The following is a 13,988-nucleotide window of genomic DNA, read 5'->3' as shown; positions in this document are numbered from 1 at the left end:
AACGCCCTTCTGTTCTGAGCGAGCCACCTGCACTTTTTATCTAATCCAGTTCCAGCGGCTAGAATGTTCGGTGGCTTCGCTTCTTCCTGCGAGGCAAAAAGCGCCTCTACGTCTGAAGCTCCATCCCCCTCACATTCTGAACGAGCCGCTTCCACTTTTTATAGTAATTCAAATACTCCCGCTGCTCCCATTCCGCCGCCAATACACATTGTTACGATACCGAATTGTTCGTTGCGGCGTTTCATTTCGTGAATAAGAGATAGTGTTAGTTTTGCTCCTGTACAGCCAAGTGGATGTCCAAGTGCGATTGCACCACCGTTTACGTTTACTTTTTCTTCATCTAAACCAAGTTCACGAATAACTTGGATCGATTGAGAAGCGAATGCTTCGTTTAGTTCGAATAAGCCAATATCAGATAGCTCTAACCCAGCTAGTTTTAACGCTTTTGGAATTGCTGCGATTGGGCCGATTCCCATTACTTCTGGTGGTACGCCAGCTACTGCAAATGAACGGAATTTCGCAAGTGGCTTCATGCCATCGCTCACTGCTTTTTCACGATCCATTAATAGTACAGATGCTGCACCGTCACTCATTTGTGAAGAGTTACCAGCTGTTACAGAACCGCGAACGTTAAATGCTGGACGTAATTTACCTAAAATGTCTAGCGTCGTCTCTGCTCTTACACCTTCATCTTGTGCGAAAATGATTGTTTCTTCTTGCAGTTTATTGTTTGAGCCAACCGAGCGTAACGTCACATCTACAGATACTGTTTCATCAGCAAAGTTTCCTGCCGCTAATGCTTTGGCAGCACGTTGATGACTTCTTACTGCAAATGCATCTTGCTCTTCACGAGAAATTCCATATTTCACAGCAACTTGCTCTGCTGTATGTCCCATACCCATATAATATTCCGGAGCCGCTTCTACAAGGCGACTATTCGGACGAACAACGTGTCCCATCATTGGAACTAAACTCATTGATTCCGCTCCGCCTGATAATACAGCTTCAGAGTGACCAAGCATAATGCGCTCTGCTCCGTAAGCGATACTTTGTAAACCAGAAGAACAGTAACGGTTAATTGTAATAGCTGGAACATCGTAAGAAAGTCCTGCTAGTCCGCCGATATTACGAGCCATATTTAAACCTTGTTCTGCTTCTGGCATCGCACAACCGAAAATTAAATCATCGATTGGTCCTTCATAATTTGCACGCTTTAACGTTTCCTTTACTACTAACGCCCCTAGATCGTCAGGACGAACTGTTTTTAATGAACCCCTCTTTGCTTTTCCAATTGGTGTTCTTGCTCCCGCAACAATGACAGCTTCTCTCATGAACGATATCTCCCCTCGTTATTAGTTACGTAATGGCTTTCCTTTTACAAGCATGTGCTGCATTCTTGCTTGTGATTTCATCTCACTTACTAAGCTAATAAATGCTTCACGTTCTACATCTAATAAATACTGCTCATCAACTTCTGTTCCGTACGGCACTTTTCCGCCCGCAATGACATATGCAAGTTTCTTCGCAATGTGAAGATCATGTTCAGAAATGTAACCTGATAAATGCATTGCTTCTGCACCAAGTACAAGAGTTGCATATCCTGTTTCACCAACAACTGGTATCTTTTTACGAATCGGTGCTTTATAGCCAGCTTCATATAAAGCAAGTGCTTTCTGTTTCGCATCATATAGTAAGTGATCACCATTCACACTAATACCGTCTTTATCGCCTAAGAAGTTGTTCGATACAGCTTCTTGTGCTGATGTAGAAACTTTCGCCATCGCTACAGATTCGAACACTTTATTCGCAACTTTTTGCAGATCAAACTCTACACCGCTTGGCATTTTATTTAAGTGTTTAATGTATAGCTCTTTATTACCGCCTCCGCCAGGGATTAAGCCAACACCAACTTCTACTAAGCCCATATACGTTTCACTAGAAGCTTGAATGCTAGCTGCTGGTAAGCAAACTTCTGTACCTCCGCCAAGCGTCATACCGTATGGTGCTGCTACAACTGGCTTAGAAGAGTACTTAATTTTCGTCATTGCATCTTGGAAGTTTTTCACAACCAACTCAATTTCAAAGTAATTGTCGTCTTGTGCTTCCATTAAGATCATTGCTAGGTTCGCACCAACACAGAAGTTCTTCGATTGGTTACCGATAACAAGACCTTTATAATTCTTTTCTACTTCATCAACAGCGTAGTTAATCATTTGCGTAATATCCATACCGATTGCATTGCTCTTCGAATGGAACTCTAAGCAAAGGATGCCGTCACCTAAATCAATTAAGCTCGCTCCGCTATTTTTCTTTAATACACCATTTTTCGCTTTTAATTGCTTAAGAGAAATTGCTTTTTTATTACGCTCGATTAGCTTATATTCGCCATTATCGTAATAGTAGCTATCGCCGTTATCATGTTTATAGAAAGTAGTGAAACCTTTCTCTAACATTTCTTTCACCCAAGTAGGAACGACTACGCCGTTTTCTTCCATCTTTTGAACAGATTTTTCAACGCCGATTGCATCCCAAACTTCAAACGGTCCTTGCTCCCAGCCGAAGCCCCACTTCATCGCTTGGTCAATTGCAACGATATCGTCAGCAATTTCTTTATGAAGTTTTGCAGAGTATAAAAGAGTTGGTGTAATGATGTTCCATAATAACTCTCCTGCGCGGTCTTTTGCGTATACAAGCGCTTTCAATTTATTCGCTAATCCTTTTTCTTGTTTACTTAACTCTACGGATGCAGCTTTTAATTTTTTACGCGCTTCATATTCCATCGTTTCAGGATTTAGTTCTAAAATTTCTTTTCCTTGTTTTAAGAAGAAGCCTTGACCTGTTTTGCTTCCAAGCCATTTTTTATCAAGCATGTCATGCATGAAAGCTGGTACTTTAAATACATCACGCTCTTCTTCTTGTACGTTTTCATATACGTTATTTGCAACGTGTACGAATGTATCTAAACCGACAACATCTAATGTACGGAACGTTGCACTCTTCGGACGACCAATTAATGGACCTGTTACAGAATCAACTTCCCCAATGCTGTAGCCGCGTTTTATCATCTCTTGAAGAGTTACTAATAAACCGTACGTACCGATGCGGTTTCCAATAAAGTTTGGTGTGTCTTTTGCGATAACAACGCCTTTTCCAAGAACGTCTTCGCCAAATAGTTTCATGAAGCTTAATACTTGTGGATCTGTTTCTTTCGTCGGTATTACCTCTAGAAGTTTTAAATATCGTGGTGGGTTAAAAAAGTGTGTGCCTAAGAAGTGTTTCTGGAAGTCGTCTGAACGACCTTCTGCCATTTTTTCAACTGAAATACCTGACGTATTCGAGCTTACAATAGAACCTGGTTTACGAACAGCGTCTACTTTTTCAAATAATTTCTTTTTAATATCTAAGTTTTCAACTACTACTTCAATAATCCAATCTACATCAGCAAGAAGCTCAAGATCATCTTCTAAGTTACCTGCTTCAATCAGTGCTAGATTTCCTTTCACTGTCAGAGGAGCTGGTTTTTGCTTCAATAGTTTCTGTACAGCCGTATTACTAAAACGATTTCTCACACTTTTATGTTCTAATGTAAGTCCCTTCGCTTCCTCTTCTTTCGTAAGCGCAGGTGGTACAATATCAAGCAATAATGTCGGAATACCAATATTAGCTAAGTGTGCCGCAATTCCCGAACCCATTACGCCTGAACCTAGAACAGCAGCCTTTTTAATTTGGAACATCCAATTCTCCCCCTATTCTTGAATGAATGCTCATTCAATTTTTCGACATAAGTCGCAATCAATGAGTGAGCCTCTACTAATAAATATATGATACTGTTTAAATTTTCGCAATATATTTATTGATAAAATTTTCTGAAATAAATATATTTCTTTCATTTGGCTATGCTATACATGTGTATTTTCTTTGTTTAAATGCACTTTTCCTTTTTATAATCTGACGAAACTGGAGGAATATATATGGCAAAACTTAAGAAGAACCCTTCAAAGGCTGGAATTAGTGCAGCTAGTGTAACTGGAAACGCAGGTCCACATAATCACGGTGTTGAAAAAGGACGCCAAGGTAATAACCAACAATATAAGAAGCATAATATGGGCGAAAAATAACGCTATATTTTTGGGCAGAGAACGTGGCATAATGATTAATGGCTACTTTTTCTGCCCAATTTATTTGTACATATGGAAAACAAAAGAGGGAACGATGATGAAACGAACAATAGTTATGATTGTAATGATTGCTACACTATTTACAGGGATGATTTTCTTCTCTTATGCACAAAGGCAACAAGCTGTAAAAGCTGATCAACCTAACATTACTGGGCAATATGGGGTTACAATCGATGCAAACACAGGTGAAATTTTGTATGGAAAACGCGAAGACGAACGTTCTTATCCGGCTAGTATAGCCAAAATGATGACAACCCTTCTTTTACTAGAGAATGTAAAAGAAGATGAAGAAATTACGGTTACAGAAAATGCAATTAAAACAGAAAGTCAAAGCAAGAAAATTAAACTTCGTGCTGGAGAAAAATTAAAGCGTGATGAGGCATTAAAACTTATGCTTATCATTAGTGCAGATCCAATAGCTGAATCAATTGCAGAACATATCGCAGGATCAAAAAATGAATTTGTAAAAATGATGAATGCTAGAGCGAAGGAACTTGGTACAAAGCATGCGACTTTCAAGAACGCAAGTGGTGCTGATGCAATTGGGAATAAAGTATCACCATATGACATTGCTATTATTACGAAAGAAGCATTAAAGTATCCAGTTGTTTTAGAATATATGAATTCAACACGTACAACTCTACATACTTCAGAACGCTCTCCAAACATCGCAAACTATGGACGAGAAGAACTATATGACGATCCATATGCGATTGGAAGTAAAAGCGGTCTATCAGCACTCGGCAAATATACAGTCGTAACAGTGGATGAAAAAGACGGTAAACGCGTCATTAATGTTGTATTATCTTCTTCTCGCACGCAACTATACCCTGATACGAAAAAAATGGCACATTACGCATTTCAGCAATTAAAATAACCAAGGAGTATTTTCTCCTTGGTTATTTTTTAACCATACCTTTTAACACGAACGCAACGTTTGCTGGACGCTCTGCTAGACGACGCATGAAGTAGCCATACCAGTCATTTCCATAAGGTACGTAAACACGCATTTTGTAACCTTCTTTTACTAGCTCAAGTTGACGCTCATTACGAATACCATATAACATCTGGAATTCAAATTGATCCCTTGGGATATTGTGTTCTTCGGCAAGTTTTTTCGTATATTCAATAATCGCTTCGTCATGTGAAGCAATTGCAGTATAATTTCCATTTAATAAGTGCATTTTAATAATTTTTTTATAGTTATCATCTACATCTTTCTTATCGGGGAACGCTACCTCTTCAGGTTCTTTATAAGCTCCTTTTACAAGACGTAAATTCGGACTATAAGCATTTAATTCTTCCATATCTTTTTCTGTACGATATAGGTAAGCTTGAATAACTGTACCAATATTATCGTATTCAGATTTTAATTGTTTAAAGATCTCAATTGTTTTCCCGCAGCGCGTATAGTCTTCCATATCAATTGTAATAAACACACCATTTTCTTTTCCAGCTTCTAAAATACGGCGCATATTGTTCATTACGATTTCATCAGAGATATCTAATCCCATAGAAGTCATTTTTAAAGAAAGCTGCGAATTAAGACCTTCTCTTCCAATTGCACGAATCGCTTCAATCGATTCGCTAGCCATTTCATTTGCTTCCGCTTCGTTATCAACGAATTCACCTAAATAATCGATCGTTACACAAAGACCTTGCTTATTTAATGCTTTAATTGCAGCTGTCGCTAATTCAATCGTCTCCCCTGCGACGAAGCGACCTGCACCAAAGCGCAAACCGTACTTTTTAGCCAGTTTTGTTAGCGCTTTATTTTTTGACAAGAAAAGAAACGAATTTCGCATTAATTGTTCCATGTAATTCACCCCTATGACTGTGATTTATCTGTTTTTTACCCCTCTTCAAAATTATATCATTGTTTAAAATTATTGGATACAAATAATTATTTAGATAATTTATAAAATACTATAAAAACATTTAAAACCCTATATTTTCGCTTATAAATATGTAGGAAATATTTTTCGACATTTAGAAAAAACGGGTTTACTAGGCATAAAATAGGCATGTCGAAAATATTCGACATGCCTATAAAACCCTTAATATTCCATGTAAATTATATAAGGATATTAATAAAGAAAACTTGAGGTAACATTCGCCTCAAGTTTTCTCACTGCTCATTTCGCTTCTCTTCATTCAGCCTTTTAATATCCGTAATTAACTGCACCATCTCTTCTTTCGCATCTGGATATGTCTCATTCCAATGCTTCACTAATGCTGGCATCGTCTTCGCTATGTAAGAATACAGTGCCCACTTCTGTACCTGTTCTTTTCTCTCTTCACTACTCTCTCCAAGTAACAGCTCAGTGTATTTCTCTAGTAACCCGTCAAACTGCTCGTTAAACTTTTCACTCATCTTATTTACCTCCTATATGAAAAAAGCAGCGAAAACCGCTGCTTTTTCTTATAATTTTGATCGAACAGAGTTTAATTTCTTCTCCATTGTGCTTACTTTATCACGACGATCATCAATACGAATTGTTGTTGCAACACGCTGTGCACCTTTCTTATAAGGCACTTCATGCATTTGTTGAATTACTTCTAGAATAACAGGAAGATCTCCTTCAATAACTGTATTCATCGGTGTTAGTTGATACTTCACGCGATCTGCATTTTTCTCTAGCACCTTTTGTACTTCTGCTACATATTCACTAACACTTGGATTACCTGTTCCTACCGGAATAATCGATACGTCAACAATTGCCATAGTAATTTGCCTCCTATAATCGCTTCTTATATATCCACTGTCTATTTTACCGAAATCCTCATCATTTTACTAATATGTTACTCTTCCACTTTAAACTGCTCGACTAATCTTTCTAAATCTCTCATATGCTCTGTCAAACTTTCCATCGTGTGAGCTACCTTTTCTAAATGATTAACCTGTGATTCCGTTGCAGCATGTACCTCTTCGGAAACAGCTGCACTTTCTTGACTCGTACCAGCAATTGTATGCATTACCGCTGTAATTTCTCCTTGCTCGTAACCTATGTTATGTACCTCTTCTACAATTTTTTCAACTGAAGTACTAATCGTATTTACAACTGACATAATTGTGCGGAACTCCATTTCCGCCTCTGTCGTCACTTTATTTTGCACATCTGCAATGTCTTTCAATTTACTTACAACTTCTACAACCCTTTTTACTTCTACTTGCACATCACCAATCATCGTTGTAATTTCTCCTGTTGCCTCTTTTGATTGTTCCGCTAATTTCCGAACCTCTTCAGCAACAACCGCAAATCCCTTACCTTGCTCACCTGCACGGGCAGCTTCAATTGAAGCATTTAAAGCAAGTAAATTTGTTTGATCCGAAATACCTTTTATCAACTCAACAACATTTTGAATCGATCCAACTCTTTGTTCTAACTTACCGGATGCTTCTTCTGTATGAACAACAATCGAAGATGATTGTCCCCTCGTACGGACTAAGTTCCTCATTGTATTTAATCCTTGCTTAGATGCCTCTTCCGCTTTGCCAGCCACTCCTTTTATTTCATCAACAGAGCTATTCATTTGTTCCACTGACTCCGCCATATTTTCGAGCTGAGCAGAAACTTCATCCACACTATTCGCAAGAGTAGAAGCTCCTCCGCTCACATCATCCATTGCTCCTGAAACTTCTCTACTAGCCGCTACTGTTTCATTCGTTAAATAATGTAAACTATTCGTTGATTGTTGCACCGTTGATACGCTGTTTTTAATTTTACTTACCATTTCATTCATTTGTTCAACCATATCATTAAAGTGTTTCGTCAACTCTCCAACTTCATCTTTACTTGTCACTTTCATTCGCAGCGTTAAATCGCCTTCTGCTACTTTTTGCACGTGATTCTTTAATAGTTGCAGTGGTCTTGCTAATCTTCTTGAGAACAAGTAGGAAGCTACGATTCCAACTAATAAACTAATACATGCCATTATAATAACTGTATTTCTCGTACTATTTAATAGCCCATCGATCGTTTCTTTCGGATAAAAGATTCCTATCGTCCATTTCATCGTATCAAATGATTGACTATAAACAACTACATCTTCACCTTTTATTGTAGTGACCGCATATTTTGTTACTTCTTTATTTAAGCTCTTTATAAGTGGCTCTTTTGAAACATCTTTCCCTATCTTTTCTGGATAAACAAGAGCCATATTTTTATCATTTATAATAAACATTTCTCCGTCATTATTGTATTGAATATTGTGAAGCAACTTCTGAATCGTCCCAAGCGATACATCCATCGCAACAACGCCTAATACAGATCCATCTTGAGCTGTAATTGCTTTAGAAACACCTACACTTAACTTTCCTGTTGCAATTTCATAAGAAGGTTGTCCCCAATGGACCTTTTTTACATCAGCCTCTGAATCTTTATACCATGGTCTTGTCGTTGGATCATATCCTTCTGGCACTTGCCCACCTTCAGCAAGATTGGCACTTAATGTTTTTTTATCTTTCGTACCAATATATAAATCTAAAATACCAGGATGATTCTTTTTATACTCCGCAAACTCTTTCGTTAAAAATGCTTCCTCTTCTGGAGTAACCCCACCTTGAAGCATGTTACGAATCATCTCACTGTTCGCGTAATACCCCATATCTTCATCCGTTCTTTGAACAAATGTCGTAAGTTGCTCTGTCACAAGATCCATCGCATTTTGAGAATACTCGTCTAAAGAACGCACTTCCTTTTCTTTCTGTAATTGATACACAGCTGTACCCAATATTACGAACATCATAGAAATAAGTACTGAAAACACTACCGCAATTTTTAAACGTAAACTTCTTAACATCTTCCCCCAAGCATCCCCTTCGCATTAAATTAAAATCTTATTAATCATTATATTAAGTATAATAGATAAAATTAAAAAATTGAAATTAATTCTCATCTAAATTGAATTAAAAAAACTACCACCTCTTGTGTAAAAACAAATAGTTCATTATCCTTAAAATATAATCTCATTCGTTCGGAGGGAACTATGTTACAAAAATTCGGTTTCTCACAATATGAAAGCCAAGCTTATGAAGTTGTCGTATCAAGCAATGAACCATTAGATGCTACAACAATTGTGAAGCATTCAGGTGTTCCAAAAGCAAAAATATATGAAGTGCTAGCACGCCTAATCGATAAAGGAATGGTAATGGATTCTGTTTCAGAAAAGAAGAAGCTGTATACAGCATTACCACTAAAACTAGCAATTGAAAAATTAACGTCAGAATTCCAATCAAATATTAAAGAACTGGAAACAAATATATCAAAAAAATCATTTACAGATGACCGTGTGTGGAGCTTAAAGATGCAATCTTCTATTCGAGTTCAAAGTAAAGAACTCATTGAAAGTGCAAAAGAATCAATCCGTATTTCAGCTTGGAATGATACTCTTTTAGAATATCTCCCTTTACTAGAACAAAAAGCAAAACAAGGTGTTCAAATTGAATCCCTTATTGTTGGAGAAGTAGAAACAGACTTAGAAAACATGCATTTTCTAATCCCAGCTGAAGAGCCTAATGCATTAGAGCGCTACTTGCTACTCATCGTTGACGATCGTGAAATTTTATTTGCTGGCGTAGAACAAGAATCATGGCAAGCGATGAAAACAATGTCACAACCTTTCGTAAAGTTCTTTACAGAATTTTTCTATCACGACGTTGCACTTGCAAAGATTACCCAGAAGCACCACGATCTCTTTATGAAAGATGAGGAAATTAAGAGTTTGTTAATGAAATTAAGATACTAATTAAATAATAAAAAGGAGTCTAGTTTTTCACTTAGACTCCTTTTTATTTTGTTCCTTTATCTCCATCAACAGCTCAATGATTTTCTCATTTTGCTCTACCTGTTTCTCTGAATTTTGATAGATGAAACGAATCCATCTAAAAACAATGATAACCACAAATAACGGCAATACTGTGAATATAAAACCAATAATTGAATAATCCATATACTATCACCTCGCTATATACCCTTTTCTCCATTTACCTACTAAAACCTGCAATTTTTTACAAATAAAAAAAGAACCTATCAAACGATAGATTCTTCTTTCACGAACTGAGTAGAGCGTCCTCTCGTAATCGAGAAAATAGCGCAAAGCAGTGCTAATATAATAAAGCCACCGCCTACCCAAGCATTATATATAACAGATGATTTTTCAATAACAACTCCACCTACTGTTGAACCAAGTGCAATTCCTAAATGAAGCGCAGAGTTATTTAAACCTTGCTGAATACCAGCTGATTCCGGTGCAATTTCAATTAAATAATTTTGCTGTGCTGGTGAAATCGCCCAGCTCAGCATACTCCAAAGTCCCATCATAATGATGAAGAGCGGGAATGAGAATGTCATTAATGGCAACATGAAGATTGCACATGCAAATACGATAATAATCGAGATAATACTTTTCTTCGATCCCCATTTATCAGCAAGCCATCCACCGAATCCGCCGCCGATTACTGCTGCGATTCCGAAAATGAAGTAAAACACACTAATCCAATTTGCTTCAACATGCATAACATCTTTTAAAAACGGTGTTAAATATGCATACAATGTTAAATGCCCCGTTAAAAACAAAAATGATGTTAACTGTGCACTTACAATTTTTTTATCTTTTAAAGTAGCAAGTTGTTCTTTTATTGATAATACCGATGTCGGTGGTACTTTCGTTAAGAACAATGAAATACAAGCAATTGCCATAACTGTTAATACCGAAATTAACACAAATGGTGCACGCCATCCGTATGCATTTCCGAGTACAAGACCAAGCGGTACTCCAAGTACAAGTGATCCACTAATTCCCATAAAAATGATTCCAATTGCACGCGCACGAAAATGCGGTTCTACTACACTAGACGCAAGTGTTACAGATAGTGCAATAATTAATGAACCACTCGCCGCACAAATAACCCTTGAGAACATTAGCATTCCGTAATTCACACTAAATGCCGAAATAATATTTCCGATTAAGAAAATCGATAATGCTCCAACATACAATGTTTTTCTTTCAAACTTCCCTGTCAAAGCTAATAAAACTGGACCTGACAAAGCAAATACTACCGAAAATATTGTTATAAGCTGACCAGCTGCGCTAATAGATACTCCTAAATCATTGGCAACTAAATCGAGCGTTCCTCCTATAATTAGCTCAACCGTTCCGACTACGAAAGCCGCGATAGCTAAAATATACACACGAAAATTCAAGTCTTTCCCCACGCTTTCTATTTTGGTTACTACGACTATAGTAACCAAAATAGAAAGTGGAAGCAAGTACAATTTTTTTACAGTAAAAAAGGTAGACGTATTATACGCCTACCCTTCCATCATTCTGTTTCTTTCTTCTTATTCAAGTACCAATACACCGGCAGTCCAGTAAAGACAATTCCAATTGATAAGAAACAACTTACTGGATCGTTAATAATCGCACTACCGATTACAAAGAACGAACCTAAAATCGCTACGATTGGTACGATTGGGAATAACGGTACACTATATGCACGCTCTTTATTCTTATTACGTTTTCTTAAGATGAAGACACCAATAAACGTCATTACGTAGAAAATATAAATAATGAATACGGAAATCTCAGATAGCTTATTTGGATCACTAATAATCATTAAAATAATTCCTAAAATGATTTCAACAGTAATCGCATTTGCTGGTGTTTTAAATCTCGGACTTTCCTTTGCAATAAACTTAGAAAATGGAAGTTGTCCACGCTCTGCCATAGACATTGGAATACGTGGGAATGTTAAAATCTTTCCATTTAAACAGCCGAAAATAGAAACGATAATACCGATACTAATAATTTTTCCGCCATATTCTCCAAGTAACATGCCCGCAGCCGTCGCTGTCGCATTTTCTCCAAGGTCTACAATTTTCGCTGCTGGTAATACATTTAATAACGCCAAGTTAATTAATACGTAAGCAGCTGTTACGATTAAAATCCCAACTGTCATTGCTTTCGGTAATAACTTTGTTGGATTCTTCATTTCTCCACCAATCGAAGCAAGTAAAATCCAGCCGTCATAAGCAAATAACGTTGCTAAAATTGCCATACCGATACTTTGATTTTCTGATATCGGCACTACTACGTTAAAAATATCACTGTTTCCTTTCCAAAAACCTAACACGACAATTAATACAATCGGAATCATTTTCCCAATTGTCGTAATTGTTTGAACGATACCTCCGTATTTTGTTCCCATACTATTTACAAAGCCAAGGAACACAACTGTTCCGATTGCGATTGGTAAATTCCACACTTTATCTAAATAGAAAAAATTAATCATTAAAGAACTAAAGTATAAACCTAATGTTCCGATAATAGCTGGTCCATAAACAATTGTTTGCATCCAGCCTGATAAATATCCCCAAAAACTTCCGTAAATCTCCTCTAAATACGTATACAACCCACCATTTTTCGGGATTTGCGCTCCAATTTCAGCTACTGTTAAACCACTCGCTAACGTCAACAGACCACCAATTACCCAAGCAAGAATAGCCATATTAGAACTCCCTGAGTAATCTAATACGCTTCCTGGTTTCATAAATACACCAGACCCGATAATCGTTCCTACTACGATAGAAAGTGCTACTGTTAAACCAATTTTGTTCTTCTCATCATGATGCATGCTGCGTATCCTCCTTCCAATTCTAGTGTGATGCAAAAATGAAATAAAAAAACACTCCTCCCTAAAAAAGGGACGAGTGTTGTATTCGTGGTTCCACCCTTGTTTCAATTCGCAAAGTAACACACTTCACCAATTTCTCAAGTCTAAATAACGGTTTTTGCCGGCAAGCAATTACTAGATGTTCGTTCACTGCTGCAGTTCAGAGGTGGTAATCCATTTTTCCGTATTAGGAAGCTCACAGCCAAAGGCTTCCCTCTCTGAGAATCGTAAAAAATTGATCGTGTCCTCATCATCACTTCTTGATGTCGAATTTTGTAGTTATTGTTCATTATATTGAATTGTTAGAAAAAATCAATATATTTTTTTATATAACATAGGAAATATTTCTCTTCTTATATTATAACAGAAGATACAAAACTTCTCTAATTCCCTAAAAATGGTATAATCCATTTAGGAGGTGTACCAATAATGATTGCTGTCTTTTGTATCATCGCTACGTTTCTCTCTGTTCTATTCGCTATCATGCATCGGCACAAGTATCCTAGTTATAGCATTTTAGCGGTAGCTATTATACCAGCTGTTTCCTTCTACGTATTGGGTAAATATCAATATACGGAAGTGTTTATCGGTTTTGCAATCTTCTACTGCGTCTTCGGATACATACTAACAATGAAAAGAATTTCAATGCCTCATTAAAAGGGACCGATTTCTACTTATAGAAATCGGCCCTTGCACGTACCTTCCGGTTGCCCACACGAAAGATACGACTTCATTCAATTATTTCTCATCTTTTTTCATAAAAAACTTATGGTGCGGTAAATCAACATTCAACGCCTCTAATTGTTTCTTTTCATTCTCTAAAATCGCTTTTGCTTTTGTTTTTGTTGCTTCATCTAATCCCGCAAAGATGTCTTCACGCTTCTCTTTCTCTGGAAGTTTCACACCTAATTTTGTTAATTCTTCTTTTGCTTGCTCATGCGTTAATTTTCCAGATTTCTTTTGCTCTAAAATTGACTTCGCTTTCTCTTTTGCCTGTTCATCTAATCCTGCAAACATGTCTCCATGCTTACCTTTCTCCGGCATTTTCACGCCTAACTTTGTTAATTCCTCTTTTGCTTGTTCATGCGTTAATTTTCCAGATTTCTTTTGCTCTAAAATTGACTTCGCTTTCTCTT

13 protein-coding genes, 1 pseudogene and 1 other annotated feature are annotated in these 13,988 nt (G+C 37.1%); of the genes and pseudogenes, 4 read left to right on the top strand and 10 right to left on the bottom strand.

Going from position 1 to position 13,988, the window contains the following annotated elements; translation table 11 throughout:
• Positions 1-158 precede the first annotated feature (158 nt).
• Complete coding sequence (locus tag ACODS7_RS28215) at positions 159-1,331, bottom strand: acetyl-CoA C-acetyltransferase (protein ID WP_001206331.1); 1,173 nt, start codon at positions 1,329-1,331, stop codon at positions 159-161.
• Between the two features lie 21 nt (positions 1,332-1,352).
• Positions 1,353-3,734: a 3-hydroxyacyl-CoA dehydrogenase/enoyl-CoA hydratase family protein gene (locus ACODS7_RS28210; RefSeq protein WP_029443537.1), complete on the bottom strand. Its 2,382-nt coding sequence runs from the start codon at positions 3,732-3,734 to the stop codon at positions 1,353-1,355.
• Positions 3,735-3,971: 237 nt separating this feature from the next.
• On the opposite strand from ACODS7_RS28210, the gene ACODS7_RS28205 reads away from it, so the two are divergent.
• Together ACODS7_RS28205 and ACODS7_RS28200 are read left to right on the top strand one after the other, a co-directional pair.
• Positions 3,972-4,118, top strand: coding sequence for a YuzL family protein (locus ACODS7_RS28205; protein ID WP_001096344.1), 147 nt, complete (start codon positions 3,972-3,974; stop codon positions 4,116-4,118).
• 97 nt (positions 4,119-4,215) lie between these two features.
• The gene (locus ACODS7_RS28200) at positions 4,216-5,055 is read left to right on the top strand and encodes a D-alanyl-D-alanine carboxypeptidase family protein (protein WP_029443538.1); all 840 of its coding nucleotides are present in this window, start codon (positions 4,216-4,218) and stop codon (positions 5,053-5,055) included.
• Positions 5,056-5,077: 22 nt separating this feature from the next.
• Here the strand turns inward: ACODS7_RS28200 and ACODS7_RS28195 are convergent, their stop codons facing one another.
• The 4 genes from ACODS7_RS28195 to ACODS7_RS28180 all read right to left on the bottom strand — a co-directional run bounded on the left by ACODS7_RS28195 (position 5,078) and on the right by ACODS7_RS28180 (position 8,981).
• Positions 5,078-5,995, bottom strand: coding sequence for a proline dehydrogenase family protein (locus ACODS7_RS28195; RefSeq protein ID WP_000436767.1), 918 nt, complete (start codon positions 5,993-5,995; stop codon positions 5,078-5,080).
• 311 nt (positions 5,996-6,306) lie between these two features.
• Positions 6,307-6,552, bottom strand: a complete 246-nt coding sequence (locus ACODS7_RS28190; protein WP_001290600.1) for a YusU family protein — start codon at positions 6,550-6,552, stop codon at positions 6,307-6,309.
• 48 nt (positions 6,553-6,600) lie between these two features.
• Positions 6,601-6,903: an MTH1187 family thiamine-binding protein gene (locus ACODS7_RS28185; RefSeq protein ID WP_029443539.1), complete on the bottom strand. Its 303-nt coding sequence runs from the start codon at positions 6,901-6,903 to the stop codon at positions 6,601-6,603.
• A 77-nt stretch (positions 6,904-6,980) separates the two neighbouring features.
• Positions 6,981-8,981: a methyl-accepting chemotaxis protein gene (locus ACODS7_RS28180; RefSeq protein ID WP_016079822.1), complete on the bottom strand. Its 2,001-nt coding sequence runs from the start codon at positions 8,979-8,981 to the stop codon at positions 6,981-6,983.
• A gap of 186 nt (positions 8,982-9,167) precedes the next feature.
• Between ACODS7_RS28180 and ACODS7_RS28175 the strand changes: the two genes are divergently transcribed.
• Complete coding sequence (locus tag ACODS7_RS28175) at positions 9,168-9,926, top strand: TrmB family transcriptional regulator (RefSeq protein ID WP_098629819.1); 759 nt, start codon at positions 9,168-9,170, stop codon at positions 9,924-9,926.
• A 27-nt stretch (positions 9,927-9,953) separates the two neighbouring features.
• Here the strand turns inward: ACODS7_RS28175 and ACODS7_RS28170 are convergent, their stop codons facing one another.
• The 3 genes from ACODS7_RS28170 to ACODS7_RS28160 all read right to left on the bottom strand — a co-directional run bounded on the left by ACODS7_RS28170 (position 9,954) and on the right by ACODS7_RS28160 (position 12,813).
• Entirely contained in the window at positions 9,954-10,130 is a 177-nt protein-coding gene (locus ACODS7_RS28170) for a hypothetical protein (protein ID WP_000386584.1), read from the bottom strand.
• An 80-nt stretch (positions 10,131-10,210) separates the two neighbouring features.
• A complete protein-coding gene (locus tag ACODS7_RS28165; protein WP_025118115.1) occupies positions 10,211-11,395 on the bottom strand; it encodes an MFS transporter in 1,185 nt (394 codons plus the stop codon).
• Positions 11,396-11,502: 107 nt separating this feature from the next.
• Entirely contained in the window at positions 11,503-12,813 is a 1,311-nt protein-coding gene (locus ACODS7_RS28160) for an APC family permease (protein WP_000546308.1), read from the bottom strand.
• A 65-nt stretch (positions 12,814-12,878) separates the two neighbouring features.
• Positions 12,879-13,115: a binding site (T-box leader), on the bottom strand.
• 166 nt (positions 13,116-13,281) lie between these two features.
• Here ACODS7_RS28160 and ACODS7_RS28155 point away from each other — a divergent pair.
• Positions 13,282-13,509 carry a hypothetical protein gene (locus ACODS7_RS28155; RefSeq protein WP_016079817.1) on the top strand — a complete coding sequence of 76 codons (228 nt, stop codon included), beginning with the start codon at positions 13,282-13,284 and terminating at the stop codon, positions 13,507-13,509.
• An 81-nt stretch (positions 13,510-13,590) separates the two neighbouring features.
• On the opposite strand, the pseudogene ACODS7_RS28150 reads toward ACODS7_RS28155, so the two are convergent.
• A pseudogene (locus ACODS7_RS28150) lies at positions 13,591-13,988 on the bottom strand (hypothetical protein); the annotation flags it as partial.

The organism is Bacillus sp. FG16 (assembly GCF_057809515.1).
The sequence above is the reverse complement of the archived record's forward strand: the minus strand, read 5'-3'. Positions and strand labels throughout refer to the sequence as shown.

Coding starts and splice junctions, on each gene's coding strand:
- ACODS7_RS28180 (WP_016079822.1), bottom strand. CDS start 8,981: ATGTTAAGAAGTTTACGTTTAAAAATTGCGGTAGTGTTTTCAGTACTT.
- ACODS7_RS28175 (WP_098629819.1), top strand. CDS start 9,168: ATGTTACAAAAATTCGGTTTCTCACAATATGAAAGCCAAGCTTATGAA.
- ACODS7_RS28210 (WP_029443537.1), bottom strand. CDS start 3,734: ATGTTCCAAATTAAAAAGGCTGCTGTTCTAGGTTCAGGCGTAATGGGT.
- ACODS7_RS28185 (WP_029443539.1), bottom strand. CDS start 6,903: ATGGCAATTGTTGACGTATCGATTATTCCGGTAGGAACAGGTAATCCA.
- ACODS7_RS28160 (WP_000546308.1), bottom strand. CDS start 12,813: ATGCATCATGATGAGAAGAACAAAATTGGTTTAACAGTAGCACTTTCT.
- ACODS7_RS28170 (WP_000386584.1), bottom strand. CDS start 10,130: ATGGATTATTCAATTATTGGTTTTATATTCACAGTATTGCCGTTATTT.
- ACODS7_RS28195 (WP_000436767.1), bottom strand. CDS start 5,995: ATGGAACAATTAATGCGAAATTCGTTTCTTTTCTTGTCAAAAAATAAA.
- ACODS7_RS28205 (WP_001096344.1), top strand. CDS start 3,972: ATGGCAAAACTTAAGAAGAACCCTTCAAAGGCTGGAATTAGTGCAGCT.
- ACODS7_RS28200 (WP_029443538.1), top strand. CDS start 4,216: ATGAAACGAACAATAGTTATGATTGTAATGATTGCTACACTATTTACA.
- ACODS7_RS28190 (WP_001290600.1), bottom strand. CDS start 6,552: ATGAGTGAAAAGTTTAACGAGCAGTTTGACGGGTTACTAGAGAAATAC.
- ACODS7_RS28215 (WP_001206331.1), bottom strand. CDS start 1,331: ATGAGAGAAGCTGTCATTGTTGCGGGAGCAAGAACACCAATTGGAAAA.
- ACODS7_RS28155 (WP_016079817.1), top strand. CDS start 13,282: ATGATTGCTGTCTTTTGTATCATCGCTACGTTTCTCTCTGTTCTATTC.